The following is a 25,965-nucleotide window of genomic DNA, read 5'->3' on the forward strand; positions in this document are numbered from 1 at the left end:
GGCATCGTGGCCGGCGCGTGGCCGGAGTGTGCAGGGTCCGCGAAGGTCGCGTGAAGACCCGGCGGCGCGACCCCCGCGGGCACCCGACCGGACCTAGCGTGCCGCTGTGCCGATCACCTTCGCCCATCCCGCCGCCGTCCTCCCGCTCCGTGGCCTCGGCCTGCCGATGTCGGCGCTGGTGGCCGGGTCGATGGCGCCGGACCTGCCGGTGTTCGTCCACCAGTGGCGGTGGTACGCCGTGACGCACTCGTGGCCGGGCGTCGTCACCGTGGACGTGGCGCTGGCCCTGGTCGCGCTGGCCGTCTGGCTCGGTCTGGTCCGCGACCCGGTGGTCGATCTGATGCCCCAGCGGGTGCGGGACCGTCTGACCACGAGCGTGCGGTGGCAGGTCCGCGCCTGGCTCCTCGCCCTGCCGGCCGCCGCGCTCGGCGCCGCGACCCACGTCGGCTGGGACCAGTTCACGCACCCCGGCCGGTGGGGCGAACGGCACGTCCCGTGGCTCGCGGCACACGCCGGCGGGATGCCGGGCTACCTCTGGCTGCAGCTGGCATCAGGGCTGGCCGGCATGGCCGTGGTCGCCGCGGTCGCCGTCGGATGGCTCGCCCGCCAGCCGGTCCGGCCGCGCCCGCGGCTGGTCGCGGGGGGCCCGCTCGCGGCGGTCGGCGCGCTGCTGCCGGCCGGCGTACTCACGCTGTTGGCGGTGCTCGCCGCCGAGCCGCCCAGCGTGCACGCGCTGGCGTTCACCGCAGTCACCCGGGGCGTGTTGGTCACGGCGATCGCGATGCTGGCGCTCAGCCTGTGGTGGCAGCGGTCGGCCCGAGGGACCGGCACTCAGACGCCGAGCCCCTGAGCGACCAGCATCGCCTCGAGCTCGACGAGCACGAGCTCGCCTTCGACTCGATCATCGGCGAGATGGAGGAGCGACGCGCTGCTCGGGCGCGGGCACTCGCCGACTGACGGCTCAGCCGGAGGACCCCGCGACCGACCGGCCCTCCTCGAGGAGCCGGGGTACCTCCCGCAGCTCCACCAGCACCTCGGCCAGCTTGGCGTCGGTGACGGCGCCGGCCTCCTCGATGGCCGCGTCGACGGCCTCCTCGGTGCCCTCGAGCTTCTCGACGAACCAGGTGGCGATGCTGCCGGTCACCACACCGATCAGCGCGATGCCGATGAGCATCAGGCCCACCGCGATCAGCCGGCCGAGCGGCGTCGTCGGGTAGTAGTCGCCGTACCCGACGGTGGTCACCGTGGTCACCGCCCACCAGATGCCGTCCCACACGTTGGCGATGTTCGCGTCCGGCGAGCCCCGCTCCGCCTCGCGGACCGCGATCCCGGCCACGACCAGCGACGATGACCGCGGAGAAGACGTACGTCGTCACCTGCGCGTGCAACGACCGGGTGGCCCGTCGCTGCGCCACGCCGGCCACCGCACCCAGCCGCAGGATGCGCACGACCCGCAGGGCCCGGAGGGGACGCAACATCGGCAGCAGCACGATGGCCAGGTCGAGCAGGTGCGTGCGGACGAACCGCCATCGCTCCGGGGCGAGGTAGAGGCGGACCAGGTAGTCGACGGTGAAGACCGCCCAGAGCGTGGCGTTGGCCCAGAACAGCGCGACCTGCTGCTCCGCGCGCAACGGCACCAGGACCGGGAGGACCAGGAAGACCACGAACAGCAGCGCCAGCACCAGCAACGGCGTCTCGGTGCGCGCGACCCAGCGCTGGTAGCCGTCGCGGGTCCGGAAGTCTCGCAGAGCGTTCAGCATGGCCGGCGAAACTACCAACGGTGCTCGACCTGGGCCAGTGGTTGCGGAGACTCCAGCGGACCGGCAGCGTGACGGAGATGGAAGAGTCACACCTGGTCTCCGTCGGTGACGCCGACGTGGAGGTCGTCGTCGTCGGAGACGGCGCCCCCTGCTCGTCATCCAGACGGCGCTCACGGTCGACGAGCTGCAGCCGCTGGCCCGCGAGCTGACGCGGGCGCGGCGCTTCCGGGTGATCCACTGGCACCGGCGAGGCTACGGCGGCAGTGCGCCGGCGCGGGGCCCACGAACGATCGACGCCGAGGCCGAGGACGCCGCCGCCATCCTCGAGGCGCTGGACCTGACGCCGGCGCACCTGGTGGGGACGAGCTCAGCGCCACGATCGCACTCACCCTGGCCGCCACCCGTCCGGACCTGGTCCGGCGGGCAGCCGTCGTCGAGCCCCCGCCAGCCGGCACTCCGGGGGCCGAGCAGATGCGACGCAGGACGCGAGAGCTGCTCGACACGCAAGCGGCCCGAGGCACCGAGGCCGCGCTCGACGAGTTCATGACCATGCTGGTCGGGCCCGACTGGCGGGACGCCCCCGAGGAGGTGATCGGTGGGCGGGTGGTGGACATGGAGCGCGACGCGCACGCCTTCTTCGGGTCGGACCTCCCGGCCCTGCTGGCCTGGAACCCGGACGATGCGGAGCTTCGGAGCGTCCACGCCGAGGTTCTGTGGGTCGGCGGCGACCAGAGTCCCCCGATGTTCGGCGAGATGCGCGACCGCCTCCGTCGGCTGGTGCCCCACTACAGCGAGCTCACCGTCCGAGGCGCCGGGCACCAGCTCGCGAGCACGCACCCGGCCGTGCTGGCCTCGGCACTCGTCGCGCACTTCACCGAGTGACGCACAGCCTCGACACAGCGAACCCGCAGGTCGTCCACGGCACCGTCTTGGGGTCGTGACAGGTGGCGGAGCGACGGTGGTGGCATCGACGGAGATCCCCAGGAGGACCCGATGCTCGCCAGGTCACACTCGCTTCGCACCCTCACCGCCGGCGCGCTGCTCGCGACGCCGCTGCTGGCCGTGCCGTTGGCCGTCCCGGCCGTGGCCGCGGACTGGCGGCCCTACGGTCCACCCGGGATGCCGGCGTACTCCGCGCAGGTGACGACCACCGAGCCGGCCACCGCGAGCGAGTCCGAGGGGGTGGTGCTGATCGACACCGAGCTCGACTACGGCACCGGCGAGGCCGCGGGCACCGGCCTGGTGCTCACCTCCGACGGCACGGTCGTCACCAACCACCACGTGGTCGAGGGCAGCACGAGCATCACGGTGACCGACCCCAGCACCGGCACGACGTACGACGCCGACCTGGTGGGCTACGACGCGGCGGCCGACATCGCCGTCCTGCAGCTGCAGGATGCCAGCGGGCTGACGACCATCGACCCCGACCGCACCACCTCGGTGGGCGAGGATGTGACCGCGGTCGGCAACGCCGGCGGCACCGGCACCCTCAGCGCCGCCGACGGCTCGGTCACCGCGACCGGCGCCGACATCCAGGTCAGCGACGAGCAGGGCGGCTACGAGAGCCTCAGCGACCTGATCCAGGTGGACGCCACCGTCATCTCCGGCGACAGCGGTGGTGCGCTCCTCGACGCCGACGACGAGGTGATCGGCATGAACGTCGCGGCCTCGACCGGCTACGTCATCGAGGGCTACGCCATCCCGATCTCGACCGTGCTGTCCCTGGCCGACCGGATCGAGGCCGGCGACACCAGCGGCGGCATCGAGCTCGGGTACGGCGCGGCGCTGGGCATCCAGGTCTACGCCGGCTCCGGCGGCCTCCAGGTCGGCGGCGTCGTGCGCGGCGGCGCGGCCGACGACGCCGGGCTGACCGCCGGCTCCACCCTGACCTCCGTCGACGGCACCGCGGTCGACACCGTCGACCAGATCGCCGCCGTGCTCGCCGAGCACGCTCCCGGCGACTCGGTGCGGATCACCTGGACCGACTCCTCGGGTTCCTCGCACACCGCCCGGGCCACCCTCGGTCAGGCGCCCGTCGCCTGAGACCCGACGGCACCCGGCCGCTACACGTGCCGGATCCCGTCGAGGACCAGCAGCGCGGCGAAGACGAAGAACGCCGCGGCGGCGGCGTACTTGATGACCCGTTCGGGGAGCCGCTTGCCCAGCGCGTAGCCGACCCAGATCGCGAGGGCATCGGCCGCGACCATCCCGATGGTGCTGCCGACCCAGGTCCCGAACCAGTCCTCGCGCACGGCCAGCGTGATCGTGGCCAGCATCGTCTTGTCGCCGAGCTCGGCCAGGCAGAAGGCGCTGCCCACGGCGAGGATCGAGAACCCGGTGCTCCGCTTGGCCTTCTGCGCCTCCTCCTCGGTGAGCTCGTCGCCGCGCGGTCCACCACCCGAACGCCACGAAGGCGACGCCGGCCCCGATCGAGATCCAGCCCTGATAGTCGGCGAAGGCCGCGCCGATGGAGAGGCCGATCGCCACCGAGGCGAGGTGCACGACGGCGGTGGCCACGGTGATCCCGACCAGGACGTCGCGGGCGCGGTACCGGGTCGCGAAGGTCATCGCCATCAGCTGGCTCTTGTCGCCCAGCTCGGCCACGAAGATGACCGCGGTGCTGAGCAGTAGTGCTTCCCACATGTGAGAACTCCTCGTCCTCCCGGACGAAGAGTCGCAGCCGACGAGTCCTCGACCGGGCTCGTCGTGCACGAATCCGGTCGAAAGTCTCGTCCGCCAGGATCTCCTGGCCTGCCGCACCGGACCCGTGGGTCAGCATGTCGACGCGGCTGTTGGGGACTACTCCCTTTCGCTGACCCCCAGCCTACCGAACGGGGTCCCGGGGCGGCACCACGGTCGCGGCGGCTGCGCTCAGCCGCATGCCCGCGCGTCGTCGGCGACGACCGCGATGTGCAGCTGCGCGTGGCCGGCGTACTCCTGGGCGGTGGCCAGGTCGTCGGTCGCCAGCGCGAGCGAGGTCCAGCCGAAGATCCGCTGGGCGTGGCTCTGCAGGCCCGGGAAGGTGTTGTTGGACGGGGACCAGTCGGCCACGGCCTGCTCGGCCTGCGCCCAGCGCGCCTCCGGGTCCGACCACGAGCCGCCGAGGACGTTGGCGGTCAGGCACTCGCGCTCGTCGGCGCCCGGCCCGGTGATCCCGGTCTCGCCGTGGGCGCCGGGCAGCAGCCCCTCCTCCGCCTCGCCGGCGATCTCGCCATCGCCGTCGGCGTCGCCGTACTCCGGCCCGTGGCTGCCGACGACGAGGTTGCGAGCGGTCTCCGCGCCCCGGTGCGCCTCGGTGATGTCCTCGGCCGACTGCCACTGGTCGATGGCCCTCTGGATGGCGTCGACCCGCCCGTCGAGCGCCTTGTCACCGGAGTCGACGGGGCCGTCGTCGGAGCCGGACGAGCAGCCGGCGAGGGCGAGACCGAGGACGACGGCGAGGGCGGCGAGGCGGGACATGCGGCCAACCTCAGCACGGCGGACGGCCCGAGAGAAGGGAGCCGAGACGGCCGTAAGCCTTCCGTCAGACCGGTCGCGGGGCTCGAACACCGAACGCTCGGCGCCGCCGGCCCCGGTCAGGTGCCGGTCAGGTGCTCGGGGCGGACCGGCACCCGGGTGAGGGCCAGTCCGGTGGCCGCGCGGATCGCGGCCACCACGGCCGGCGTCGAGGAGATCGTCGGGGGCTCCCCGACGCCGCGCAGGCCGTAGGGCGCGTGCGGGTCGGCGAGCTCGAGGACGTCGACCCGCATCGGTGGCATGTCGAGCATGGTGGGGATCAGGTAGTCGGTGAACGACGGGTTGCGGACCAGCCCGTCGACCACCTGGATCTCCTCCATCACCGCCAGCCCCAGCCCCTGGGCGCTGCCGCCGTGGATCTGGCCGACCACCGCGCCGGGGTTGAGGGCGTGGCCGACGTCCTGGGCGCAGTCGAGCGCGACCACCTTGACCAGGCCGAGCTCCACGTCCACGTCCACCACGGCACGGTGCGCCGCGAACGCCAGCTGCACGTGGGCGTCGCCCTGCCCGGTCTCGGGGTCGAGGGGCGAGGTGGGCCGATGGTGCCACTCCACCGTGTGCACGACGGGCTCATCGGCGACCAGGTCCGCGACGTCGATGCTCACGTCACCGGGGCCGGTCACCCGGCCGTCCTCGAGGCGCAGCAGCTCGGCGGCGACCCCGGCGCTCTCCGACGCCCTGGCCAGCAGCTCGCCCGCGACCTCGCGGCAGGCAGCCTGCACCGCCCCGCCGGTGACATAGCTCTGGCGCGACGCCGAGGTCGAGCCGGCGGATCCCACGGTCGTGTCGGCCGTCGCGACCCGGACCCGAGCGAGGCCGAGCTCCGTGCGGACGATCTGCTGCTGCAGGGCCACCAGACCCTGACCGACCTCCACGGCGGCGGTGTGCACGGTGGCCAGCGGCTCACCGCCCACCGCCTCGACCGACACCCGTGCGGTCGAGTAGTCGTCGAACCCCTCGGAGAAGCCGACGTTCTTGATGCCGACGGCATAGCCCACACCACGGCGTACGCCCTCGCCGTGGGTGGTGTTGCCGACCCCGCCGGGCAGCGCTCGCAGGTCGGCGGTGGGCGGCGGCGGCAGGGGCAGGTCGCGCACCCGGCGGACCAGCTCGGCCACCGGTGCGGCCGAGTCGAGCACCTGACCGGTGGCGATCCGGTCGCCCTCGGTCAGGGCGTTGCGGACCCGGATCTCGACGGGGTCGACCCCGACCGCCTCGCCGAGCCGGTCCATCTGGGACTCGTAGGCGAACGCCGCCTGCACCGCTCCGAAGCCGCGCATCGCGCCGCACGGTGGGTTGTTCGTGTAGGCGCCGTAGCAGTCGATCGAGACGTTCGGGACGGCGTACGGACCGGCGCCCATGGTGCCGGCGTTGCCGACGACCGCGGGCGTGCTGGACGCGTAGGCGCCGCCGTCGAGCACGATCTCCGCGCGGACGTAGACGAGGCGGCCGTCCCGGTCGGCGCCGTGCTCGTAGCGCATCCACGCCGGGTGCCGGTGCACGTGCCCGAAGAACGACTCCTCGCGCGAGTAGACCATCTTGACCGGCCGCCCGATGCGCAGCGCGAGCAGGCAGGCGTGCACCTGGATCGACAGGTCCTCGCGCGCCCCGAAGGCGCCGCCGACGCCGGCCAGCGTGATCCGGACCAGCTCCTCGTCGAGCCCGAGCGCGGCCGCCACCTGGCCGCGGTCGACGTGGAGCCACTGGGTGGCGACGTAGAGGTCGACCCCGCCGTCGGGCGCCGGCACCGCCAGCCCCGACTCGGGGCCGAGGAAGGCCTGGTCCTGCATGCCGACCTCGTACTCACCGGTGACCACCACCTCGGCGGTGGCCTCGGGGTCGCCGTGCCGCAGCCGCACGTGCCGGACCGTGTTGCCGCCCTCGTGCAGGGGCTCGCACTCGCCGCGCACCGCCGCGCGGGCGTCGGTCACCGGCGGCAGCACGGCATAGCCGACCTCGACCAGCTCGGCCGCGCGGCGGGCCGTCTCGGGGTGGTCGGCGGCCACCAGCGCGACCGGCTCGCCCTGGTAGCGCACCCGGTCCTGAGCGAGCACGGGCTGGTCGCGGTGCTCCAGGCCGAACCGGTTCACGCCGGTCACGTCCTCATGGGTGAGCACCGCGAGCACGCCGGGCAGCGCGAGCGCGGCAGCGGTGCTCACCTCGACGATCCGGGCGTGGGCGTGCGGGCTGCGCACCGTGGCGCCCCAGGCCGCGCCGTCGGCCCACAGGTCGGAGGAGAACGCGAACTCGCCGCGCACCTTGGGCACCCCGTCGGGCCGGGAGGCGCTCTCGCCCACGCCTCCGGGGGTACGACGCCGGGTGTCGGTCGGCGCGCTGGTCATCGCCCGCTCCGAGCCTGCAGGTCGCGGGTGGCGGTGACCGCGCGCTGCGCCAGGTCGTGCTGGTCGGCGGTCACCAGCGTGTCGTCCTCGACCACGGTGGCCCCGCCGACCAGTAGCCGGGCCAGGGGCGGCCGCGAGCCCAGGACGAGCGCGGCCACCGGGTCCTCACAGCCGGCGTGGCCGAGCCCGTCGACCCGCCACAGCGCCACGTCGCCGAGCTTGCCGGGCTCCAGCGAGCCGAGCTCGTCCTCGCGTCCGAGGACCCGAGCCCCGCCCACGGTGGCCAGCGCCAGCGCGTCACGGGCGGTCATCGCGGCCGGTCCCTCGCGCAGCCGCGCCACCATCACCGCGGCGTGCATCTCGGTGGCCAGCGAGCTCTCCTCGTTGGAGGCCGAGCCGTCGACACCGAGGCCCACGGCCACCCCCTGCCGGCGCATCTCGGCGACCGGCGCGAGCCCGGAACCCAGGCGGGCGTTGCTGGTCGGGCAGTGGGCGACGGCCGTGCCGGTGCCGGCGAGGCGACGGACGTCGCCGTCGTGGAGGTGCACGGCGTGGGCCAGCCAGACGTCCCCACCCAGCCAGCCCAGCCGGTCGGCGTACTCGGTCGGCGAGCAGCCGAAGCTGCTCCGACAGAAGTCCTCCTCGTCGAGGGTCTCGGCCAGGTGGGTGTGCAGACGCGCGCCGCGGTCGCGGGCGAGGGCGGCGGCCTCGCGCATCAGCGCCTCGGTGACGGAGAACGGCGAGCACGGCGCGACGCCCATCCGCAGCATCGAGCCGGGGGCGGGGTCGTGATGCTCGTCGAGGGCGGCGAGCGTGCCGGCCAGCGCCGCGTCGGTCGTCTCGACGAGGGAGTCCGGCGGCAGCCCACCCCGGCTGCGCCCCAGGTCCATCGACCCGCGGGTGGGGTGGAAGCGCAGGCCCACCTCACGGGCGGCGCGGACCGTCGCGCCCAGCACGTCGCCACCGTCGCGTGGGAAGACGTAGTGGTGGTCGGTGGTGCTGGTGCAGCCGGTCAGCGCCAGCCAGCCGAGTCCCGCGGCCGCGGCGGCTCCCACGACCTCCTCGTCGAGGCCCTCCCAGACCGGGTACAGCGTGGTGAGCCAGCCGAAGAGGTCCTCCTGCTGGGCCAGGCCGCGGGTCGCCCACTGGTAGAGGTGGTGGTGGGTGTTGACCAGGCCGGGCGTCGCCAGACAGCCGCGGCCGTCGACGACGGTGTCGGCGACGGCGACGACCGCCGGGTCGGCAGGGCCGGGTCCGACCGCCGCGATGCGGTCGCCGTCGAGGACGACGTGCCCGTCGGGGTGCTCGGTGCCGGCGGCGTCGACGGTCGCGACGGCGCACCCCTGGATCACCGTGGTCATCGGCCGCCTCCGCTGCGCGAGGCGGCGAGCCGGACGGCGTCGAGGATCTTCTGGTAGCCCGTGCAGCGGCACAGGTTGCCGGCCAGCGCCTCGCGGACGTCGGCGTCGGTCGGGTCGGTCTCCCGCTGCAGCAGCTCGTGGACGGCGACCACGAGCCCCGGCGTACAGAAGCCGCACTGGACGGCGCCCGCGTCGAGGAACGCCTGCTGCACCCGGTCGAGGCGATCCCCGTCGGCCAGCCCCTCCACGGTCACGACGGCGCGACCCTCGACCTGACCCGCCGCGACCAGGCAGGAGCAGACCGGCAGGCCGTCGAGATAGACCGTGCACGACCCGCACTCGCCCTGCTCACAGGCATTCTTCGAGCCGGGCAGACCGAGCCGCTCCCGGAGCATCGACAGCAGGCTCTCCCCGGCCCAGACGTCGTCGGCGACGCGTTCCTCGCCGTTGACCGTGCAGCGCACCCTCATGAACCCTCCCCCGCGCGGTACTCGTCCCACGCCCACCCGGCGGTGCGGGCCGCGACCACGGCGAGCGCGTGGCGGCGGTACGCCGCGCTGCCGCGGACGTCGTCGATGGGGTCGGCAGCCTCGGCGACGAGCTCGCCGAACCGGCGGAGAGCGCCGTGACCGACGGGGGCTCGATCGTCCCAGTCGAGCTCACCGGCGAGGTGCTCCTCGGCCGCCGGAGCCGAGCGCGGCGTCGGCCCGGCCGACCCGATGCCGGTGCCGACCCGTCGCTCGTCGGGGTCCAGCGCCAGGCCGAACGACGCCACCGCGATCACCATCGCGTTGCGGGTGCCGACCTTCGCGAACTGCTGCGGCCCCCGACCGACCGGCACGTGCACGGCCGCGATCAGCTCGTCGGGATCGAGAGCGTGCCTCTTCACGCCGGTGAAGAACTCCGCGACCCGGATCGTCCGGCTGCCGCGCACCGAGGCCACCTCGACGCTGGCGCCCACCGCCAGCAGGGGCGGATGCGCGTCGCCCGCGGGGGAGGCCGACCCGAGGTTGCCGGCGACCGTGCCGCGGTTGCGGATCTGCGGCGAGCCCACGGTGCGCGAGGCCATCGCCAGCCCCGGGCTCAGGGCGGCGAGCTCGGCCTGGACCCGGGCGTAGGTCACGCCCGCGCCGATCCGCAGCACGGCGCCGTCGACCGACCAGCCGCGGATCTCCTCGACCGCGGTCAGGTCGAGCAGCCCGGGAGGGCGGGCGCGCCCGAAGTTGAGGTCGACCATCACGTCGGTGCCGCCCGCGATCGGGACCAGCTCCGGACGCTCGGCGCGCAGCGTCAGGGCCTCCGCCCAGGTCTGCGGACGCACCAGGTCCATGGGTCACCGCCTCGCCGCTCTCCCGACTTCCTATCCCTCCCGGCGCTCCTTGGGAAGACGCTGGGCAGCGATGCGCTGCTCGGCGCCCGTAGTCTCGGGGGATGCCCGAGTTCAGCTGGCGGCCGGCCAACGAGGCGTCCACCGAGGAGGTCGAGGCCGTGTTCGACGGCGGTGGCGCCCGCAAGTGCCGCTGCCAGGCGCTCAAGGTGCCCGGCTGGATCTGGCGCGACAGCACCCAGGACGAGCGCGACGCCGCGCTGCTCCAGCAGACCGGCTGCGGCACGCCCGGCCCGACGTCCGGCCTGATCGGGTACGTCGACGGCGAGCCCGCCGGCTGGGTCGCCGTCGAGCCGCGCGAGAACTACCCCCGGATCTGGGCCCGGCAGAAGTCCTGGATGCGGAGGGATCCCGAGCTCGAGGGGGTCTGGTCGGTCACCTGCTTCGTGGTCCGCAAGGGCTTCCGACGTCAGGGCCTGATGTATGAGCTGGCAGCGGCCACCGTCGACTACGGCCGGCAGGTCGGCGCCCAGGTCCTCGAGGGCTATCCCAGCGAGCCGGCGCCCGGCAAGACCATCATCTGGGACGAGGCGTCGGTCGGGCTGCTCCAGGTCTTCCTCGCCGCCGGCTATGAGGTCGAGGCCTCCCCCACCCTGCGCCGCCGGGTGGTTCGTCACCGCCTCGGCGCGGCGACCTGACCGCCGGGAGGGCGCGGCCCGACCCGCTAGGGTCCTTGTCCTGTTCGTCCGGACGGACCGAGGAGGAACGTGGGTGTGCGGCTGCTCCTGGCAGTGCTGACCATGGGCGTCGTCGCCTCGATCGCGCCGGTCCCGCCGGAGGGGACCATCGAGGAGTTCGTCGCCCGCGAGCTGCCGGCGTCCGGTGCCCCCGGCGTCGCCTATGCCGTGATCACCGATGGTGAGATCACTACGCTTCGGGGTCACGGCGTGGTCGAGAAGGGGTCGACCACCGAGGTCACCCCGGACACGCCGTTCCTGACCGGGTCGATCTCCAAGAGCTTCACCGCGCTCGCCGTCATCCAGCTGGTGGAGAGGGGGGAGGTCGACCTCGACACCGGCATCGGCGCCTACGTCGAGGAGTTCACGGATCAGCCCGCGGGCAGCATCACCGTCCGGCAGCTGCTCGACCACACCAGCGGCTACTCCACGCTCCAGGGCAACTCCACCCGCACCGCCGCCGACGGCGCGGACGACGACCTCGCACATCGGGTGGCCGGGCTTGCCGCCGACGCCCCGGCCCATCGACCGGGCGAGCGCTGGGAGTACTCCAACGCCAACTACCTCATCCTCGGCCGAGCGGTCGAGGTCGTCAGCGGGCAGTCCTACCAGGCCTACGTCAGCCAGCACATCTTCGAGCCCCTCGGCATGACACACAGCTTCGTGGCCGACGGGGACACCCACGACTCCATGGCGACCGGGCACACCCCGTGGTTCGGCACCAAGCGCCCCGTCGTCGGCAGCCCGCCGGGCCCGGGCACGGCGCCCGCGGGCGGCGTCGTCGCGAGTGCCGGCGACCTGGCGCTGTATCTGCAGATGATGATGAACGGCAAGGACGACGTGGTCACCGCCCACGACAAGGCACAGATGATGACACCGGCCGGAGCGGTGTCCCCGTCCTATGGCTTCGGCTGGTTCCTGGACCCGACAAGCGGGACGGTCTGGCACGATGGGTCGACGCCGGGATTCGAGACGCTCGCAACCATGGAACCCGAGGAGCGAAGCGGTGTCGTCGTCCTGGTCAACGCCGGGAGCGGGATGGGGTTCGGTGAGACGGTCGGGCTCCGCAACGGCATCACGGCGCGAGCCCTGGGTCTGGACGACGACGGTGCGGGCTCCGCCCTGCCCCGGCAGGCGCTGTTCCTCGGCGCGGCGCTCCTCCCCCTCGGCTATCTCCTCAGCATCGTCTGGGCCTGGCGTCAGCGCGCGAGGATCCGCGCGAAGTCCGGCTTCTCCGGGCTGTTCAGTCTCTGGTTCCCGCTGCTCACCACGTCGGCGGCGGCGTGGGTGTGGCTCGTGCTGGTGCCGCGGCTGTTCGGCGCGCCGCTGAGCACGATCCGGGTGTTCTCGCCCGACTTCGGGCTGGCGCTGATCGCGTCCGGCGTCGGCGGTGTCGTCTGGGCGGTGTCCAGGCTGGCGGTGGCCTACTCGGGTCGGTCCGACACCTGAGCCGGCCGGTGCGGCGACGACGCGTCCGACCGCGCCCGCAACACGCCCGCGACGAGGAGCAGTTGCGCGGCGACGTAGGTCGCCATCACCCAGAAGCCCTGGGCGGGCAGCCCGAAGCCCGGCACGAAGGACTCGAGGGCGATCAGCCCGTCGGAGACCAGGAAGACCGCCCCGCCGACGCCGGCGTACCCGTTCAGGCCGGTCGACAGCACGGCCATCGTGCCGAGGCACGCGCCGTAGACCAGGACCGGCACGAGCATGTCCGCCGCCCCGCCCACGCAGGCGGCGACCAGGCCCACCACGGCGACGACGTACGCCGCCAGCCAGGGGCGGTGGACGTGGAGCAGGCTGTGGTGGCGGTAGGGCAGGAACGCCACGATGTAGCAGACCTGCGCGAGCAGGAAGAAGCCGACCATCAGCAGGAAGGCCGGGTCGCCGTCGACCAGCCTGGGCGCGGTGTCGCCGAGCCAGGAGAACCCGAGCGCCAGCAGGGTGAGGGAGACGAGCCGGCCGCGTGGTGTCGAGGTCTCCTCCCACAGCGCGGCTGCGAGAAGCGGCATCAGCAGCACCTGGGTCCCGCCACTGAGCCGGGACCGGTCGAGCAGCTGGGCCAGCAGGTGGATCGCGCTTACCACCGCGAACACCCCCAGGAGCAGCTGCGCAACACGCCGATCGGGAAGCATGGCCGGAGCGTAGCGACGAGGGCGGCCGCGGGTGGCCGAGAAGCACCGACTCCATGAACACGACGCCACGCACCTCACGTCCACTCGCTCGACTCGACCTCGGGTTCGAGGTCCTGCACAGCCCGGACTGGCCGGTGCTGACCATCAAGGTCGACGGCGTGGACCGGTTCGCCGCCGTGGCCAGCGACTGGCGAGGCTTCGATCCGGGACAGATGCTCGGGCCGCTGTCCCCACTCGTCCCCGAGCCGTTCGGTCGCCGCGTCGCCCTGTGCCGGTGCTCATGCGGTGAGGCCGGCTGCGGCGTCATGGCGCCGCTCATCGTCGAGTCACCCGACGGACGGACGATCTCCTGGCTGGACTTCCGCGACTACGTCGGCGTGTTCGGCGGGCCGACCGTGGCCGAGGACATGGTCGAGCAGCTCCTGTCGGTCTCACCCGAGGACTGGGTTCGCACCTTCGGCCGGCCGATCGGCTAGCGGAACCGTCGGCCGGCCTCTGCCGACGTAGCGGCCCCAGCCGCCCGGGCGGCTCGAGGCGCGCGGGGGTGAACGGCCCGACCCGGGGCCACCCGGGGGCGGTCACCGCGGGCGGCCTACCATCGCCAGCATGTCCAGCCGCGACATGCTCCGGTGGCGGCCCGCCCGGGCCCGGGGGTCCGGGGACGGCCGTCTCGCACGGCTCTGGTGGGTGGGCCTGCCGCTGGTGCCGATCCAGGGATACCGGCTCAGGCGCAGCATCCCGCGCTTCGCGGACGCCGACGGCACCACCGGCCAGGTCGGGTCGGGCACTCGCCGGATGACGGTCGTGGCGCTCGGGGACAGCGTCACGGCCGGATACGCGCTCGACCACCACCGCTCCTCGATCGCGGGCCAGCTGGCGCAGCGGCTCGCCGAGAGGTACGACGCCACGGTCGACTGGCGGGCCTGCGCGAGGACCGGCGCCACCGCCGGGGAAGCCAGGGACCTGGTCTCTCGGGAAGCGCTGGCCGACGCGGACCTGGTGTTCGTCTCCGTCGGTGTGAACGACCTCAAGAACCTGCACAGCACGACGCGCTTCCGCCGCGAGCTCGAGGCACTGCTCGACGAGGTACTCGCCGCCGCCCCGCGGGCCCAGGTCTGCCTGCTGGGCATCCCGCCCCTCCAGCACTTCCCGGCGTTCCCGAGACCTCTGGCCGACGCGCTCGGGTGGCGGGGCAGGGTCTTCGACGCGATCGGCGTGCAGGCGATCCACGCCCGCCCGAGGACGTTCCGCATCGAGACCACGCAGGCACTCGAGCCCGACATGTTCGCCGCCGACGGCTTCCATCCGAGCCCCACCCTGCACGCCGCCTTCGCCGACGCCGTGATGGCGAGCCCGAGCCTGGCCGCCGCCGCGCCGGGCGACGACGGCCGGGCGCGGCACTGAGCCTCCGCGCACCCCACGACCCGGACGCGCAACCCGCCGACCGCCGGCGCCGACTCGCCTAGGTGCGGCGCAGGAGGGCTCGCCCTCGGCGTGCCACCGCGAGACGCCACGAGCGCCGCCGCTCGCGCCGCTGCTGCCGTCGTAGCCGCACCGACCAGGCCGGCTCGCGATAGAGCGGGATCATCTCCACCTCCATCGGGACGCACACGCGGTCACGGCGGTCGAACATGTCACGAACCTAGCCCGCTCGACCCGGGGCGCGCTGCTGGCGGTCCGGGTCCGCGCCGGCGCGGGAGTCCGCACCCTGCGGACGTCAGAGCGGCAGCTCGACGAGCACGGTGGTGCCCCGGCCGGGGGTCGACTCCAGGCGCAGCGACGCCTCGATGAGGGCGCAGCGTTCGGCGATGGAGGAGAGGCCGAAGTGCTGGGACCCGTCGCCGTCTCCCGCCCGCTCGGCGCTCCGGGCGGAGGGATCGAAGCCGACGCCGTCGTCGGTGCAGCCGAGGACCACGGAGTCGCCGACGCGGCGCAGGGAGAGCACGACACGGTCGGCCTCGGCGTGGCGGACGGCGTTGGCGAGCGCCTCCTGGGCGATGCGGTAGAGCGCGGCGGCCGCGTGGTCCGGCACGAGCTCGAACTCCTCCGAGGCGTCGACGACCACGTCGATCGACGGGCCGTCGGCGGAGCCGGCGGCCTGAGCCAGCGACTCCAGTGCCGCGACCAGGCCGAGGTCGTCGAGGACCAGGCTGTGCAGGCCGGAGATGGCCGCGCGGGTCTGGGCGTAGGCCAGGTCGGCGAGGTCGCGGACCGTCGACAGCTCGCGGCGCGCGCGGGCGGCCAGGTCGGCCGGCGGGGTCGGGGCGATGCCGATGCCCGCCACGGTCAGGTCGGCCGACGAGAGGTGCATGGCCATGGAGGCGAGCGCGGTGGTCACACCGTCGTGGAGGTCGAAGGCGATCCGGCGGCGCTCGGCCTCCTGCGCGGAGATCGCGGCCTCGATCAGCCGGTCGCGCTCCGAGCGGTGCCGGTGGACGGCGCGCCAGAGCTGCTCGGCGTGCAGCCGCAGTCCCAGCACCTCGGCGTACGACGTCGCCAGCTGCTGGTCGGCCTCGGTGAACGGCCGATCGGGCGACCGGTGCATCGCCAGCACGCCGGCAACCACACCCTCGAGCCCGGGCGCCGGCAGGCACATCCGGGCGATGGTCTGACCGGGCGCCAGGCCGAGGAGCCGGCGGTGCACCGCGTTGCGCGGGGAGTCCTCCGCGAGCAGCGCCGCCCGGCCCGAGCGGGCCACCAGACCGGCGACGCCGAAGCCCACCGGGATCCTCAGCAGCGACGCCGCCACCGGATCGGCCGGCCAGGCGTCGGCGACCGTGAGCTCCTGCCCGTCGGCGGCGAAGACGACCACCCCGTCGGCGCCCAGCGCCGACCCGACCGCCTCGGCGGTGGTGCCGCCGGGCGGGTTCGCTGCGGCGCTCACCGGAACAGCCCCTCCCGCAACGCCACCGCGATCGCGGCACTCCGGTCGGAGACGCCGAGCTTGCGATAGAGCCCTCGGATGTGGGTCTTCACGGTGTCCTCGCTGACCACCAGCTTGGCCGCGACGCCCTTGTTGGAGTGCCCGGAGACCAGCAGCTCCAGCACCTCCGACTCGCGCTGGGTGAGCCCGAGGTGCGCACCCGGCCAGAACTCCCCCGCCAACAGCCGGGCCGCCGACAGGGCCACCCGACCGGCCAGCGCCGGGTCGATCACCGTCTCGCCCTCGGCGACCCGCTCCAGCTGCGCGACCAGCTCCGCGGCGTCGATCCGCTTGAGCACGTAGCCCGACGCGCCCACCCGCAGGGCCTGGAAGAGGTAGTGCTCGTCGTCGTAGACCGTCAGCATCACCACCTTGGTCTCCGGGTGCTCGGTGGTGATCTGGCGAGTCAGGTCGAGACCCGACTCGCGGCCGATGCGGACGTCGGCCAGCACGATGTCGGGCCGCTCCGCCGCCACCAGGCCCAGCGCCGCCGGTGCCGTGGTCGCCGAGCCGGCGATCTCCACGCGATCGGGGAAGTGCAGCAGCATCGCGTCGAGCCCGTGCAGCACCATCTCGTGGTCGTCCACGAGCACCAGGCGCAGCGGCTTCGACATGCGGTGAAGCGTAGGGGGTGCGCGGAGTCGAGCCGCCCAGAGCGTCGTCCGCCCGCCCGCCTCCGGCTCGGCCCACGTGGCGATAGTCCGCTACGTTGCGCACCAGTCAGAACCCCTGAGGTGGTGCCGAACGTAGCGGACTATCTCCCACCGGGAGGCGCGGGTCAGGCGAAGATGATCAGCCGGCCGGCCACCCAGGTGAGGTCGTCGGCAGCCTGGCCGGGCTCGACCGCCGGGGTGGTCAGGTGGGAGAAGATCATCCGCACGATGGTGTCGAGGGTGGCCAGCCGGGCGGCGTCGTCCATGTCCAGGTCGTAGGCCACGCTGCGGCTGCGGATCATCGACTTCGCCAGCTCGATCAGCTCGCCGGCGTTGGTGGTGAGCAGCGGCAGCAGCCCGACGTCGGCGCCCTGACCGCCGCTGAGGATCGCCTGCAGCACCGGCTGGTCGCGCGCGGCCGTCAGCACCGACTCGACCGCCTGGTGGATCGCGGCGAGCAGGTCGTCGGGATGGGCGTCGAAGGCATCCTCGACGGGGAGCCAGAAGCCGGCGAGCTCGCGCAGCACCATCGCCTCGCCGAGCCGCTCCCGGTTGCCGAACTCGTTGTAGACCGTCTGCCTGCTGACGCCGGCGCGCGCCGCCAGGCTCGCCATCGTCAGCGACGCCCATCCGCCCGAAGCCGTCAGCTCGACGGCCGCGGACAGGATCTTGTCGCGGGTACTCTCGACACCCCCGGGCTCGGACACGGGCGACAGTGTAGGAAGCCACGCGGGGCCAGTGGAAGAGGATTCTCGCTTCACGGTGCGGATTTTGCCTGGCCGGGCGCCGTACCCCGGGCCGGCGACCTGCGCGAGACTGGTCCCATGGCTCCTGCGAACCAGCCCGACCACCCGACCGGCATCGACTTCGGCGGCTCCGGCATCAAGGCCGCCGCGGTCGACCTCGAGACCGGTGACTTCGCCTCCGAGCGGGTCCGGGTCGACACCCCGCAGCCGGCCACCCCCGACGCGGTGGCGGAGGCGATGGTGGAGCTGCTCGCCCAGCTGCCGGACTCGGGCGGACCGGTCGGCGTCACGGTCCCCGGCGTCGTCAGGCACGGCGTGGTCCACTCCGCCGCCAACATCGACAAGGCCTGGATCGGCACCGACGCCGACGCCCTGTTCACCCGGGCCACCGGCCGCGACGTCCACGTGGTCAACGACGCCGACGCGGCCGGCCTCGCCGAGGTCCGGTACGGCGCGGCGCGCGGCCAACGCGGCCTGGTCATCGTCACCACACTCGGCACCGGCATCGGGTCGGCGATGGTCCACGACGGCGTGCTGGTGCCCAACTCCGAGCTCGGCCATCTCGAGATCGACGGCCACAACGCGGAGTCGCGGGCCGCCAACTCCGCCCGCGAGCGCGAGGAGCTGTCCTGGGAGACGTGGGCGAAGCGACTGAGGCGCTACTACTCCACGCTCGAGGCGCTGTTCTCCCCCGACCTGATCGTCGTCGGCGGCGGGGTGTCCAAGCACAGCGACGAGTTCCTGCCGCTGATCGGGATCGACACCCCCCTCGTGCCCGCCACGCTGCGCAACAAGGCCGGCATCGTCGGGGCCGCCCTGGTCGCCGAGCGGGAGCTGCGCGACTGACCGGCCCGGCCGCGCTCAGGTCGACGCTGGGCTCGGCTCCCAGAGGAACACGTCGGGGCTCGCATAGCTGCCGCTGGGCCTGCCGGTGCGTCCGGGGACCAGGTCGGTGGCGTAGGAGGTGAAGGCGATCCGCTGGCCGTTGCCGGACAGCGACGGCTCCTCGCTGCCGTAGTTGCCGTCGGTGAGCTGGGTGACGTCGGCGGCGCCCGGGCTCCAGGACAGCACCTGGCTCTGACCGCTCACGACGCCGGCGAACGCCACCACCGACCCGTCGCCCGAGACGGTGGGCTCGCCGCCGAGGTCGACGTATCCGGAGGGCACGCTGACCGTGCTCCCCGACGCGGCGGTGTAGACGCGCACGTCGTAGGCGTAGTCGGGTCCCGAGTAGTCGGACACGTAGTAGGCCACCACCCCGCCGTCGGCCGACAGCGCCGGGTCGCTGGCGAGCACCGAGCCGTCGGTGATCTTCTGCGACCGGCCGGTGCGAAGGTCGCGGAGCACCACGTCTCCGACGCCGGGGGCGGCCGACCGCGCGACGGCGTAGGTCAGCCATCGACCGTTGCCGGACAGCACCGGCGTCTCCGCCCGACGGTCCGCCCCGGCGTTGACGAAGGTGGTGGTCCGCTTCTTCCGGTCGTAGACGTAGACGTCGGGCCGCTTGTCACGGTCTGCCTTCACCAAGCGGGCGCGGGTGTCGTAGGCGACGTAGCGTCCGTCGTCGGACACGCTCACCGAGAGGGCGCCCCGCGAGCGCGGCACGAGCTGGAAGCCGCTGTGTCCCTTCCGCCAGATGAAGACGTCCTCCTGGGTGCCGTCGGGGTCGTGGCTCACCAGGTGACGCGACCACGAGACGAAGGCGATCAGCCGTCCGTCGGCAGAGATGTCGGGCGCCGTGCCGGGCGCCACCGGCCGGACCTGCTCGGAGCCGGTGTGCACGCGGTAGACCCAGCCGCCGGCCGCGTTGGTCGGACCACCCAGGTCGGAGGCGACCGAGGCGAAGGCCACCCAGGCCCCGTTGGCGGAGATCTCCGGGATGTCGCTGGTGTCGTCACCGGTGGTGAGCCGTGAGTAGATGCCGTAGGGCGTCACCGGCCCGACATCGAGCTGCACCCGGTCGGTGACCCGGCCCGCGCCCTTGGCGTCGGTGAACCGCACCCGGAGGATGAAGGTGCCGACCGCGACCGGCACGCCGGACATCACCCCGGTCTTCGGCTCCAGGGTCAGGCCGTCGGTGTCGCCGCTGAGGATCTGCCACTTGCCGGGACGGCTCGGCGTCGTCGTCTTGAGCTTGAAGGAGTAGGCCAGGCCGGCGTGCGCGCTGGCCATCCGCGTGGTGGCGATCACCGGCTGGGGGGCCGCCGCCCCGGCACCCGGCAGCGCCGCGAGCGACGCCGTCACGGCAGCTGCCGCGACCAGAAGGACCCGAACCCTCACCGACATGGAAACCCCCGTCTCGTCGTCGATCGACCCGGCCACGTTACCCCCGTTCCCTCCGGTCGTGTGTCCCAGCCGTCGTCGTCTCCGCGGGGCCGGACACAACCCGCGGCCGGCCGGATCAGGGCAGGGTCACGGCAGGGTCACGGCAGGATCAGGGCAGGGTCACGGCAGCGTCACCGTCGCGAGCAGGGAGAAGTGGTCGCTCACCTTGGGGTCGTCCTGCCGCACCCGCTGGGCGCGGACGCGCAGGCCGTCGGAGAAGAACAGGTAGTCGATGGTGCGGTCGGGTGCCGTCACCGACGGGTCGTTGGGGAACTGCGTGAAGTACGCCGGGTCCCCGCTGTCGACCTGCGCCGTGGAGGGGAAGTGGCGGTAGGCCTCGAGCAGCGGCGCCAGCTCGGTGTCCGGGTCATAGAGACGCTGCTGCGCCTTCGGCAGCCGGTCGTACGCCGACCGGGTGGCGAGCAGGTTGAAGTCCCCGCCGGCGACCCACGGCCCGGCGGTGTCGTCGAGGATGCTCTGCACCGCCTCGACCTGACGCTGCATCGTGTCGCAGCCCTGCGCGAACGCGTCGAGATGGGTGTCGAGGACGGTGAACGGGTCGCCGCCGCGCACCGGCAGCTCGACGGCCAGCACGGCCCGGTCGAAGTTGAAGGCGACGGTGACGGGGTCGCCGCAGAGATGCGGGAGCTGGTAGCGGGTGGCGCTGTCGATGCGGGTCTTGCTCAGCACGCCCAGGCTCATCCCGACCTCGCCCATCACCTTCGGGTGCGGCACGAACCGGGCCTTCCAGTAGTAGGCCGAGGCGGTGCACGGGAAGGCGCCCCCCAGCCGCGCCTTGAGCTGCGCGAGCTGGTCGACGCCGTCGGTGCGGGCACTGCTGCGGTCGACCTCCTGGAGCAGCACCACGTCGGGGTCCTCGTCACGGATCTCCTGCGCGACCTCCTGCAGGGTCCGGGCCAGCGACTGCTTGGTGGGGCGCTTGTCCGGCCCGGCGCCGTCGGGGACGTCGTACCAGAAGACGTAGCCGCGGCCCGCGAGGTACTGCACGTTCCAGCTCATCACCCGGACCTGCTGCCCGGCGTCGAGCGGCTCGGCGGCGCTGGGGCAGGTGACCTCGGCCGCCTCGACGGCGTCGGGGTGGTAGGTGAGCGCGTAGACGGTGCCGCCGGCCACCAGGGCGAGCAGCAGCAGCCCGACGGCCAGCCGGATCACCCACCCCACGGCTCGCTTCACGAGCCAGCAGTCTAGGGAGCCTCGTCGCTCGTCGAGGGCGGTTTGGACGAGCTCTCCGAACCCGTCGGGTGGAGCCGTCGGTGCCGGTGCCAGGCATAGAGGGCGCCGAGCAGGACCAGGGCGGCGGCGACCGCGCCCGCCTGGCTGAGCCGCGTCGCCACCAGCTGGTACGACGTCCCCGCGAAGTAGCCGGCCAGGGTCACACCCACGCCCCACACCAGGCCGCCGGCGGCGTTGAACGCCAGGAACCGGGGGTAGTGCATCCGGCTGGCGCCCGCCAGCGCCGGCATCACCGCACGCAGGAAGGCGGTCCACCGGCCGAGCACCACGGCCCGGCCCCCCCGGTCGCGCAGGTAGCCCTGGGCCTGCTCCAACCGGGAGGCATGCCGGCGCATCGGGCGCACCCCGAGCAGCCGCGGCCCGAAGGCCCGGCCCACCTCGAAGCCCACCGAGTCGCCGACCACCGCGGCCACCACGACGATGACCAGCAGCAGCCACAGCGTGAGGTGCCCGGTCGAGGCCAGCACGCCACCGAGCAGCACCGCGGTCTCCCCCGGCAGCACGAAGCCGACGAACAGCGCGGCCTCGGCGAAGACCAGCGCCGCGATGACGGCGTAGGCCACCGGCCCCGAGAGCTGCAGCAGCTGGTCGACGACCCCGGTCACCGGCCCGCCTCCTCTCGCGACGTGCCCACGTTGGCCGCTCCTGACAGGATCGCATCATGGACCCAACCGCCCGGACCAGCCTCCCCGACTCCGCGCCTCCGGACGACACGCCCGCCAGGGTCGAGGTCCGCGGGCTGACCAAGCGGTTCGGCTCGTTCACCGCGGTGGACCAGCTGTCGTTCGCGGTCCCGGCCGGCCGGGTCACCGGGTTCCTCGGCCCCAACGGCGCGGGCAAGACCACGACGCTGCGGATGCTGCTCGGTCTGGTCCGGCCCACCAGTGGGTCGGCGCTGATCGACGGCCGTCCCTACGCCGACCTGCCCGACCCGCTCGGCACCGTCGGGGCGGCGCTGGAGGCGACCAGCTTCCACCCGGGGCGCTCGGGACGCGACCACCTCCGCGTCCTCGCCGGCACCTCCGGCATCCCCGACCGCCGCGTCGACGAGCTGCTGGAGCTGGTCGGGATCGCGACGTTCGCACGGCGGCGGGCCGGCGACTACTCCCTCGGCATGCGGCAGCGGCTCGGCCTGGCAGCCGCACTGCTCGGCGACCCGCAGGTGCTGCTCCTCGACGAGCCGGCCAACGGCCTGGACCCGCAAGGCATCCGCTGGCTGCGCGGCTTCCTTCGCCACCTGACCGACGAGGGCAAGACCGTGCTGGTCTCCAGCCACCTGCTGCCCGAGGTCGAGCAGACCGCCGACCACGTGATCATCGTGCACCGCGGCCGGCTGGTCGCCGACGCGTCGCTGGCGGAGCTCGCCGGCGCGCGGAGCACGATCGCCCGCACCCCCGAGCCCGAGCCGCTGCTTCGGGGTCTGGCCGAGCGTGGCGTGGCCGCCCAGGTCGACCCCAGTGGCGCGGTGGTCGCGCAGACCACCGACCTGCGGCTGGTCGGGGAGCTGGCGCACGCGCTCGGCTGCCCCCTGTGGGAGCTGACGGCCAGCCGCAGCGACCTGGAGAAGATCTTCTTCCAGGTCACCTCCGACCAGCTGGAGCATCCGCACGCGACCGGCCCGCACGAGTCCCTCGAGGGAGGTGCCGCCTGATGGCCACCCGCGGACCCTCACTCGGCCGGCAGGTGCGCTCCGAGCTGCTCAAGCTCTTCACCACCCGGCTGTGGTGGGGCATGGCGATCGGCGTCTTCGCCGGGGGCGCCGCGTTCTCCACCCTGTTCGGGGTGCTCTACGGCACCGACAACCTCGGCCAGCTGAGCAACGGCGGCGGCAGCATCGTCGGCGACACCACCCAGATCGTCAACACCGTCTACACCGCCGGCATCGGGGTGGGCTACCTGCTGCTGCTGACCATCGGCGTGATCCAGATCGGCTCGGAGTACCGCCACCAGACGATCACCGGCACCTTCCTCGCCACACCGAAGCGGGTGCGGGTGATGCTCGCCAAGGTGGTCGCCCTGTTGGTGATCGGCGCCGGCTACGCGCTGGTCAGCATGGCCGGCTCCGTCGCCTTCGGCGCCACCACCCTCGCGCTGTTCGGCAAGGACCCCTTCCCCTCGGTCGAGGTGCTCCGGACGTTGGCGCTCTCGCTGCTGGTGCTAGGCCTGTGGGCGCTGATCGGGCTCGGAGTCGGCATCCTGATCCGCAACCAGATCGCCGCCCTGCTGATCGGCGTCGGAGTGGCCTGGATCGTCGAGCCGCTGCTCGCCTTCGGGCTGTCGTTCGTCGACGCGCTGCGCCAGCACGTCGTGCCCTTCTTCCCGAGCGAGGCCACCAACGCCGTGATCAACACGGTCGAGAGCAGCAGCGACACGGTCCGGCTCTCCTGGTGGGCGGCCGCCCTGGTGCTGGCGGCGTACGCCGCGGTGCTGGCCGGGCTCGGCATCTGGCGCACGGTGCGCGAGGACATCAGCTGAGCCGCGGTCGGGCGTCTCCGGCTGCTCGGGCGGCGGCCTCGACCAGGTCGGCCACCGGCAAGGCGAGGTCGAGGACGGTCCCGCGCTCGTCGGCGACCAGTGGCTCGAGCGTGGCCAGCTGGCTGTCCAGCAGGTCTGCCGGCATGAAGTGGCCGCGCCGGGCCCGCAACCGCGACTCGAGCAGCTCGCGCGACCCGTCGAGCAGCAGGCAGAGCAGCTCCGGGTCGCCGACGCGCAGCTGGTCCCGATAGCGCCGCCGCAGCGCCGAGCAGGCCACGACCAGGCCGCGGCCCTCGGCCCGAGCCTCCGCGAGGACGCCGGCGACGGCACGCAGCCACGGCTCCCGGTCCTCGTCGGTCAGCGGGACCCCGGCCGCCATCTTCGCCACGTTGGCCGGCGGGTGCAGATCATCGGCATCGACGAAGCCCGACCCCAGCCGCGCCGCCAGCGCCTCGCCCACGGTCGTCTTGCCGCTCCCGGAGACCCCCAGGACGACGATCCGGCGCTCGGCGCCGGGAGGCGGGGTCACCGAGTCAGACCGCCATCCCGAGCATCCGGCGTACGGCGCGCTCGAGGGCCTGCTCGGTGGTGCGCTGCGCCTTCGGGCCGCCCTGCACGGTGAGCCGGCCGCCGAAACCGTCGATCAGCGCGTGCAGCTCCCGTGCCGCCTCCTCGGGGGCCTGGTCGAGGTGGAACTCACCCTGGGCCACGCCCTGCTCGATGCAGTCCTGGGCGTAGGAGTCCCACGCCTTGTCGACCGCCACCCGATCCTTGGCGAGATCCGGCTCGTGCGCCGCGGCCCGCCAGTACTCCAGCCAGAGCAACCAGCCGTCGCGACCACCTCCGGCGTCCTGGTCGAGCGAGACCGCGCTCATGAAGAACTGGCGCAGTCGCTGCCAGGGGTCCTCGGTCTCTCGCAACGAGCTCTGCAGATCGGTGAGCTCGGACCTCACCAGGTGCCGCAGGGCCTCCTGGCGCAGCGCGGCCAGCGTCGGGAAGTAGTGCCGCAGGCTCGCGACGGCCACGCCGCTCTCCTCGGTGACGTCCTGGTAGCGCAGACCGGCGTAGCCCCGCCGGAGCAGACTCCGGGAGGCGGCGGCCAGCAGGTCATCACGTCGGTGAACCGGCGGGCGGCCACGGCGTCGGGGTTGTGTGGTGCCCACAATCTGAGAAGTTAGCGTGTCGCAGCAGGGACCGTGGCCGAACGCATTTATCGTTTCCACAACTGGGAAACGCAAGCGGCGTCGGGTTCGTGGGGTACCGGACGCCGCTGTCGTTTTCTCCGGGCGGCGTCACGCCAAGCCGGCTCAGAGCCCTGCGACCGTCCCGGGTCAGCGGACGATCGAGTGCGTGATCGTGCGCTTCTTGCCCAGGAAGAAGATGCCGGGGACCGTCTCGAACCCCTCGCTGACGTTGCGCTTCAGGGTGGACCAGGTGATCGCGAGCGTCCCCGACCGGTCGTTGCTGACGTAGAAGATCGCGCCTCCGCCCTCGTTGGCGTGGTTGTCGGTCATCGTGGTGCCGGCGACATAGAGGCGCATGGTGTTGCCGTCGTTGTAGATCGCGCCGCCGGAACCGCCGCCCTTGGTGCCCGCCCGCGCCGGGTTGGCGCCGTGACCGATCGCCTTGTTCTTGGTGAAGACGCTGTTGTAGACCGACCACGAGACGCCGATGCTGGAGAGTGCCCCGCCGTTGCTGCAGCGGCCCCCCTTGAACCGGCTGCCGACGACATAGACCGGCAGGTCGTGGAACTGGTCGAGCACCCGCACCGCCGCACCACCGAGGTCGGGGCCGGACTTGTCGCACCGGTTGCGCACGAACGTCGAGTCGACGATCTTGAGTCGACCGCCGCGAGCGAAGATGGCGCCGCCTCCCCCGCCGTCGAGCTTCTTGCCGGTCGAGTTGCCCTGCACCAGCCGGAGGTGCTGCACGACCAGCTTGGGGTAGGACTGGTCGTTGCAGTGGCTGGTCGTCCAGATCTGGTTCTTGTCGCAGGTGTTCTGGTAGAGGATGCGCCGCTTGCCGGCCCCGCTCAGCGTCACCTTGCCCTCGCCGTCGAGGACCACCCGCTTGCTGGTGTTGACGACCTTGGCCGTCGCCTTCATGACGATCCGGATCGGGTCGGGCCCGCACCGGAAGCGGATGATCCCGCCCTTCTTCACCGCGCGGACGACGGCCGCCGAGGTGCAGCTCGCGGGCGTGCCGTTGCCCACCCACCGGTCGGGGCTGGAGGTGTCGACCGCCTTGCCGGCGGAGGGCACCTTGACGTGCTTGGCGCCCTTGTCGGCGGCGTACGTCGGTGCGCCGGGCAGCACCCCGACGGACACGACCAGCGCGAGCAGGAGGAGGCAGCAGCGGCGGAGCATGCGTGCCAGCGTGACGGATCGGCCCGGGGTGCGCCAGTCGAACGGCGC

The 25,965-nt window shown here is 73.2% G+C and carries 29 protein-coding genes and 1 pseudogene; 11 read left to right on the top strand and 19 right to left on the bottom strand.

The features are described from left to right. Positions 1-106: 106 nt before the first annotated feature. Positions 107-850, top strand: a complete 744-nt coding sequence (locus R2740_RS12425; RefSeq protein ID WP_371303007.1) for a DUF4184 family protein — start codon at positions 107-109, stop codon at positions 848-850. Between the two features lie 111 nt (positions 851-961). Here the strand turns inward: R2740_RS12425 and R2740_RS12430 are convergent, their stop codons facing one another. After that, positions 962-1,336, bottom strand: a complete 375-nt coding sequence (locus R2740_RS12430) for a potassium channel family protein (protein ID WP_371303008.1) — start codon at positions 1,334-1,336, stop codon at positions 962-964. 233 nt (positions 1,337-1,569) lie between these two features. On the opposite strand from R2740_RS12430, the gene R2740_RS12435 reads away from it, so the two are divergent. From R2740_RS12435 to R2740_RS12445, 3 genes are all read left to right on the top strand, one after another. Then, positions 1,570-1,722, top strand: a complete 153-nt coding sequence (locus R2740_RS12435; protein ID WP_371303009.1) for a hypothetical protein — start codon at positions 1,570-1,572, stop codon at positions 1,720-1,722. 509 nt (positions 1,723-2,231) lie between these two features. Continuing rightward, positions 2,232-2,642, top strand: coding sequence for an alpha/beta fold hydrolase (locus R2740_RS12440; RefSeq protein ID WP_371303010.1), 411 nt, complete (start codon positions 2,232-2,234; stop codon positions 2,640-2,642). 111 nt (positions 2,643-2,753) lie between these two features. Further along, entirely contained in the window at positions 2,754-3,803 is a 1,050-nt protein-coding gene (locus R2740_RS12445; protein ID WP_371303011.1) for a S1C family serine protease, read from the top strand. Between the two features lie 20 nt (positions 3,804-3,823). On the opposite strand, the gene R2740_RS12450 is transcribed toward R2740_RS12445, so the two are convergent. From R2740_RS12450 to R2740_RS12480, 7 genes and pseudogenes are all read right to left on the bottom strand, one after another. Continuing rightward, on the bottom strand, positions 3,824-4,078 hold the full coding sequence (locus tag R2740_RS12450; protein WP_371303012.1) for a TMEM165/GDT1 family protein: 255 nt from the start codon (positions 4,076-4,078) through the stop codon (positions 3,824-3,826). Positions 4,079-4,217: 139 nt separating this feature from the next. After that, positions 4,218-4,403, bottom strand: a pseudogene (locus tag R2740_RS12455) (TMEM165/GDT1 family protein); the annotation flags it as partial. A 228-nt stretch (positions 4,404-4,631) separates the two neighbouring features. Continuing rightward, entirely contained in the window at positions 4,632-5,219 is a 588-nt protein-coding gene (locus R2740_RS12460; RefSeq protein ID WP_371303013.1) for a hypothetical protein, read from the bottom strand. Between the two features lie 116 nt (positions 5,220-5,335). After that, the gene (gene pucD / locus R2740_RS12465) at positions 5,336-7,618 is read right to left on the bottom strand and encodes a xanthine dehydrogenase subunit D (protein ID WP_371303014.1); all 2,283 of its coding nucleotides are present in this window, start codon (positions 7,616-7,618) and stop codon (positions 5,336-5,338) included. Then, positions 7,615-8,979 carry an 8-oxoguanine deaminase gene (locus R2740_RS12470; protein ID WP_371303015.1) on the bottom strand — a complete coding sequence of 455 codons (1,365 nt, stop codon included), beginning with the start codon at positions 8,977-8,979 and terminating at the stop codon, positions 7,615-7,617. Before R2740_RS12470 ends, pucD begins: the two co-directional genes overlap by 4 nt. Continuing rightward, a complete protein-coding gene (locus tag R2740_RS12475) occupies positions 8,976-9,449 on the bottom strand; it encodes a (2Fe-2S)-binding protein (RefSeq protein WP_371303016.1) in 474 nt (157 codons plus the stop codon). The genes R2740_RS12470 and R2740_RS12475 overlap by 4 nt, the downstream gene beginning before the upstream one ends. Beyond that, positions 9,446-10,309 carry a xanthine dehydrogenase family protein subunit M gene (locus R2740_RS12480; protein ID WP_371303017.1) on the bottom strand — a complete coding sequence of 288 codons (864 nt, stop codon included), beginning with the start codon at positions 10,307-10,309 and terminating at the stop codon, positions 9,446-9,448. The genes R2740_RS12475 and R2740_RS12480 overlap by 4 nt, the downstream gene beginning before the upstream one ends. A gap of 101 nt (positions 10,310-10,410) precedes the next feature. Here R2740_RS12480 and R2740_RS12485 point away from each other — a divergent pair, with 101 nt between their 5' ends. Beyond that, entirely contained in the window at positions 10,411-11,004 is a 594-nt protein-coding gene (locus R2740_RS12485) for a GNAT family N-acetyltransferase (protein WP_371303018.1), read from the top strand. Positions 11,005-11,079: 75 nt separating this feature from the next. Beyond that, the gene (locus R2740_RS12490) at positions 11,080-12,492 is read left to right on the top strand and encodes a serine hydrolase domain-containing protein (protein ID WP_371303019.1); all 1,413 of its coding nucleotides are present in this window, start codon (positions 11,080-11,082) and stop codon (positions 12,490-12,492) included. On the opposite strand, the gene R2740_RS12495 is transcribed toward R2740_RS12490, so the two are convergent. Next, complete coding sequence (locus R2740_RS12495) at positions 12,468-13,175, bottom strand: lysoplasmalogenase (RefSeq protein ID WP_371303020.1); 708 nt, start codon at positions 13,173-13,175, stop codon at positions 12,468-12,470. The two genes, R2740_RS12490 and R2740_RS12495, sit on opposite strands and share 25 nt — an antisense overlap. A 53-nt stretch (positions 13,176-13,228) precedes the next feature. Here R2740_RS12495 and R2740_RS12500 point away from each other — a divergent pair, with 53 nt between their 5' ends. Both R2740_RS12500 and R2740_RS12505 read left to right on the top strand, forming a co-directional pair. After that, positions 13,229-13,651 carry a hypothetical protein gene (locus tag R2740_RS12500; protein ID WP_371303021.1) on the top strand — a complete coding sequence of 141 codons (423 nt, stop codon included), beginning with the start codon at positions 13,229-13,231 and terminating at the stop codon, positions 13,649-13,651. A gap of 130 nt (positions 13,652-13,781) precedes the next feature. Continuing rightward, positions 13,782-14,579 (top strand): SGNH/GDSL hydrolase family protein, encoded by a 798-nt coding sequence (locus tag R2740_RS12505; RefSeq protein ID WP_371303022.1) that lies wholly within the window; start codon positions 13,782-13,784, stop codon positions 14,577-14,579. Between the two features lie 58 nt (positions 14,580-14,637). Here the strand turns inward: R2740_RS12505 and R2740_RS12510 are convergent, their stop codons facing one another. From R2740_RS12510 to R2740_RS12525, 4 genes are all read right to left on the bottom strand, one after another. Continuing rightward, positions 14,638-14,808, bottom strand: coding sequence for a hypothetical protein (locus tag R2740_RS12510; protein ID WP_371303023.1), 171 nt, complete (start codon positions 14,806-14,808; stop codon positions 14,638-14,640). A gap of 84 nt (positions 14,809-14,892) precedes the next feature. Further along, on the bottom strand, positions 14,893-16,059 hold the full coding sequence (locus tag R2740_RS12515; protein WP_371303024.1) for a GAF domain-containing sensor histidine kinase: 1,167 nt from the start codon (positions 16,057-16,059) through the stop codon (positions 14,893-14,895). Then, positions 16,056-16,712, bottom strand: a complete 657-nt coding sequence (locus R2740_RS12520) for a response regulator (RefSeq protein WP_371303025.1) — start codon at positions 16,710-16,712, stop codon at positions 16,056-16,058. The genes R2740_RS12515 and R2740_RS12520 overlap by 4 nt, the downstream gene beginning before the upstream one ends. A 164-nt stretch (positions 16,713-16,876) precedes the next feature. Beyond that, on the bottom strand, positions 16,877-17,458 hold the full coding sequence (locus R2740_RS12525) for a TetR family transcriptional regulator (protein WP_371303026.1): 582 nt from the start codon (positions 17,456-17,458) through the stop codon (positions 16,877-16,879). Positions 17,459-17,575: 117 nt separating this feature from the next. Between R2740_RS12525 and ppgK the strand changes: the two genes are divergently transcribed. Beyond that, entirely contained in the window at positions 17,576-18,343 is a 768-nt protein-coding gene (ppgK, locus tag R2740_RS12530; RefSeq protein ID WP_371303027.1) for a polyphosphate--glucose phosphotransferase, read from the top strand. 15 nt (positions 18,344-18,358) lie between these two features. Here the strand turns inward: ppgK and R2740_RS12535 are convergent, their stop codons facing one another. The 3 genes from R2740_RS12535 to R2740_RS12545 form a co-directional block, all read right to left on the bottom strand. Then, the gene (locus R2740_RS12535; RefSeq protein WP_371303028.1) at positions 18,359-19,741 is read right to left on the bottom strand and encodes a TolB family protein; all 1,383 of its coding nucleotides are present in this window, start codon (positions 19,739-19,741) and stop codon (positions 18,359-18,361) included. Positions 19,742-19,942: 201 nt separating this feature from the next. Beyond that, the gene (locus R2740_RS12540) at positions 19,943-21,016 is read right to left on the bottom strand and encodes an endonuclease/exonuclease/phosphatase family protein (protein WP_371303029.1); all 1,074 of its coding nucleotides are present in this window, start codon (positions 21,014-21,016) and stop codon (positions 19,943-19,945) included. A gap of 11 nt (positions 21,017-21,027) precedes the next feature. Beyond that, positions 21,028-21,681 carry a DedA family protein gene (locus tag R2740_RS12545; protein ID WP_371303030.1) on the bottom strand — a complete coding sequence of 218 codons (654 nt, stop codon included), beginning with the start codon at positions 21,679-21,681 and terminating at the stop codon, positions 21,028-21,030. A gap of 56 nt (positions 21,682-21,737) precedes the next feature. Here R2740_RS12545 and R2740_RS12550 point away from each other — a divergent pair, with 56 nt between their 5' ends. Both R2740_RS12550 and R2740_RS12555 read left to right on the top strand, forming a co-directional pair. Continuing rightward, entirely contained in the window at positions 21,738-22,727 is a 990-nt protein-coding gene (locus tag R2740_RS12550; RefSeq protein WP_371303031.1) for an ABC transporter ATP-binding protein, read from the top strand. Beyond that, entirely contained in the window at positions 22,727-23,551 is an 825-nt protein-coding gene (locus R2740_RS12555; RefSeq protein ID WP_371303032.1) for an ABC transporter permease subunit, read from the top strand. Before R2740_RS12550 ends, R2740_RS12555 begins: the two co-directional genes overlap by 1 nt. Here R2740_RS12555 and R2740_RS12560 read toward each other — a convergent pair. The 3 genes from R2740_RS12560 to R2740_RS12570 all read right to left on the bottom strand — a co-directional run bounded on the left by R2740_RS12560 (position 23,544) and on the right by R2740_RS12570 (position 25,917). Next, positions 23,544-24,080, bottom strand: coding sequence for a gluconokinase (locus R2740_RS12560; RefSeq protein WP_371303033.1), 537 nt, complete (start codon positions 24,078-24,080; stop codon positions 23,544-23,546). The two genes, R2740_RS12555 and R2740_RS12560, sit on opposite strands and share 8 nt — an antisense overlap. 4 nt (positions 24,081-24,084) lie before the next feature. Further along, positions 24,085-24,714: a TetR/AcrR family transcriptional regulator gene (locus R2740_RS12565; protein ID WP_371303034.1), complete on the bottom strand. Its 630-nt coding sequence runs from the start codon at positions 24,712-24,714 to the stop codon at positions 24,085-24,087. Between the two features lie 168 nt (positions 24,715-24,882). Then, the gene (locus R2740_RS12570; RefSeq protein ID WP_371303035.1) at positions 24,883-25,917 is read right to left on the bottom strand and encodes a hypothetical protein; all 1,035 of its coding nucleotides are present in this window, start codon (positions 25,915-25,917) and stop codon (positions 24,883-24,885) included. Positions 25,918-25,965 lie beyond the last annotated feature (48 nt).

The sequence above is a fragment of the Nocardioides sp. genome (assembly GCF_041393715.1).
GTDB lineage: Bacteria > Actinomycetota > Actinomycetes > Propionibacteriales > Nocardioidaceae > Nocardioides.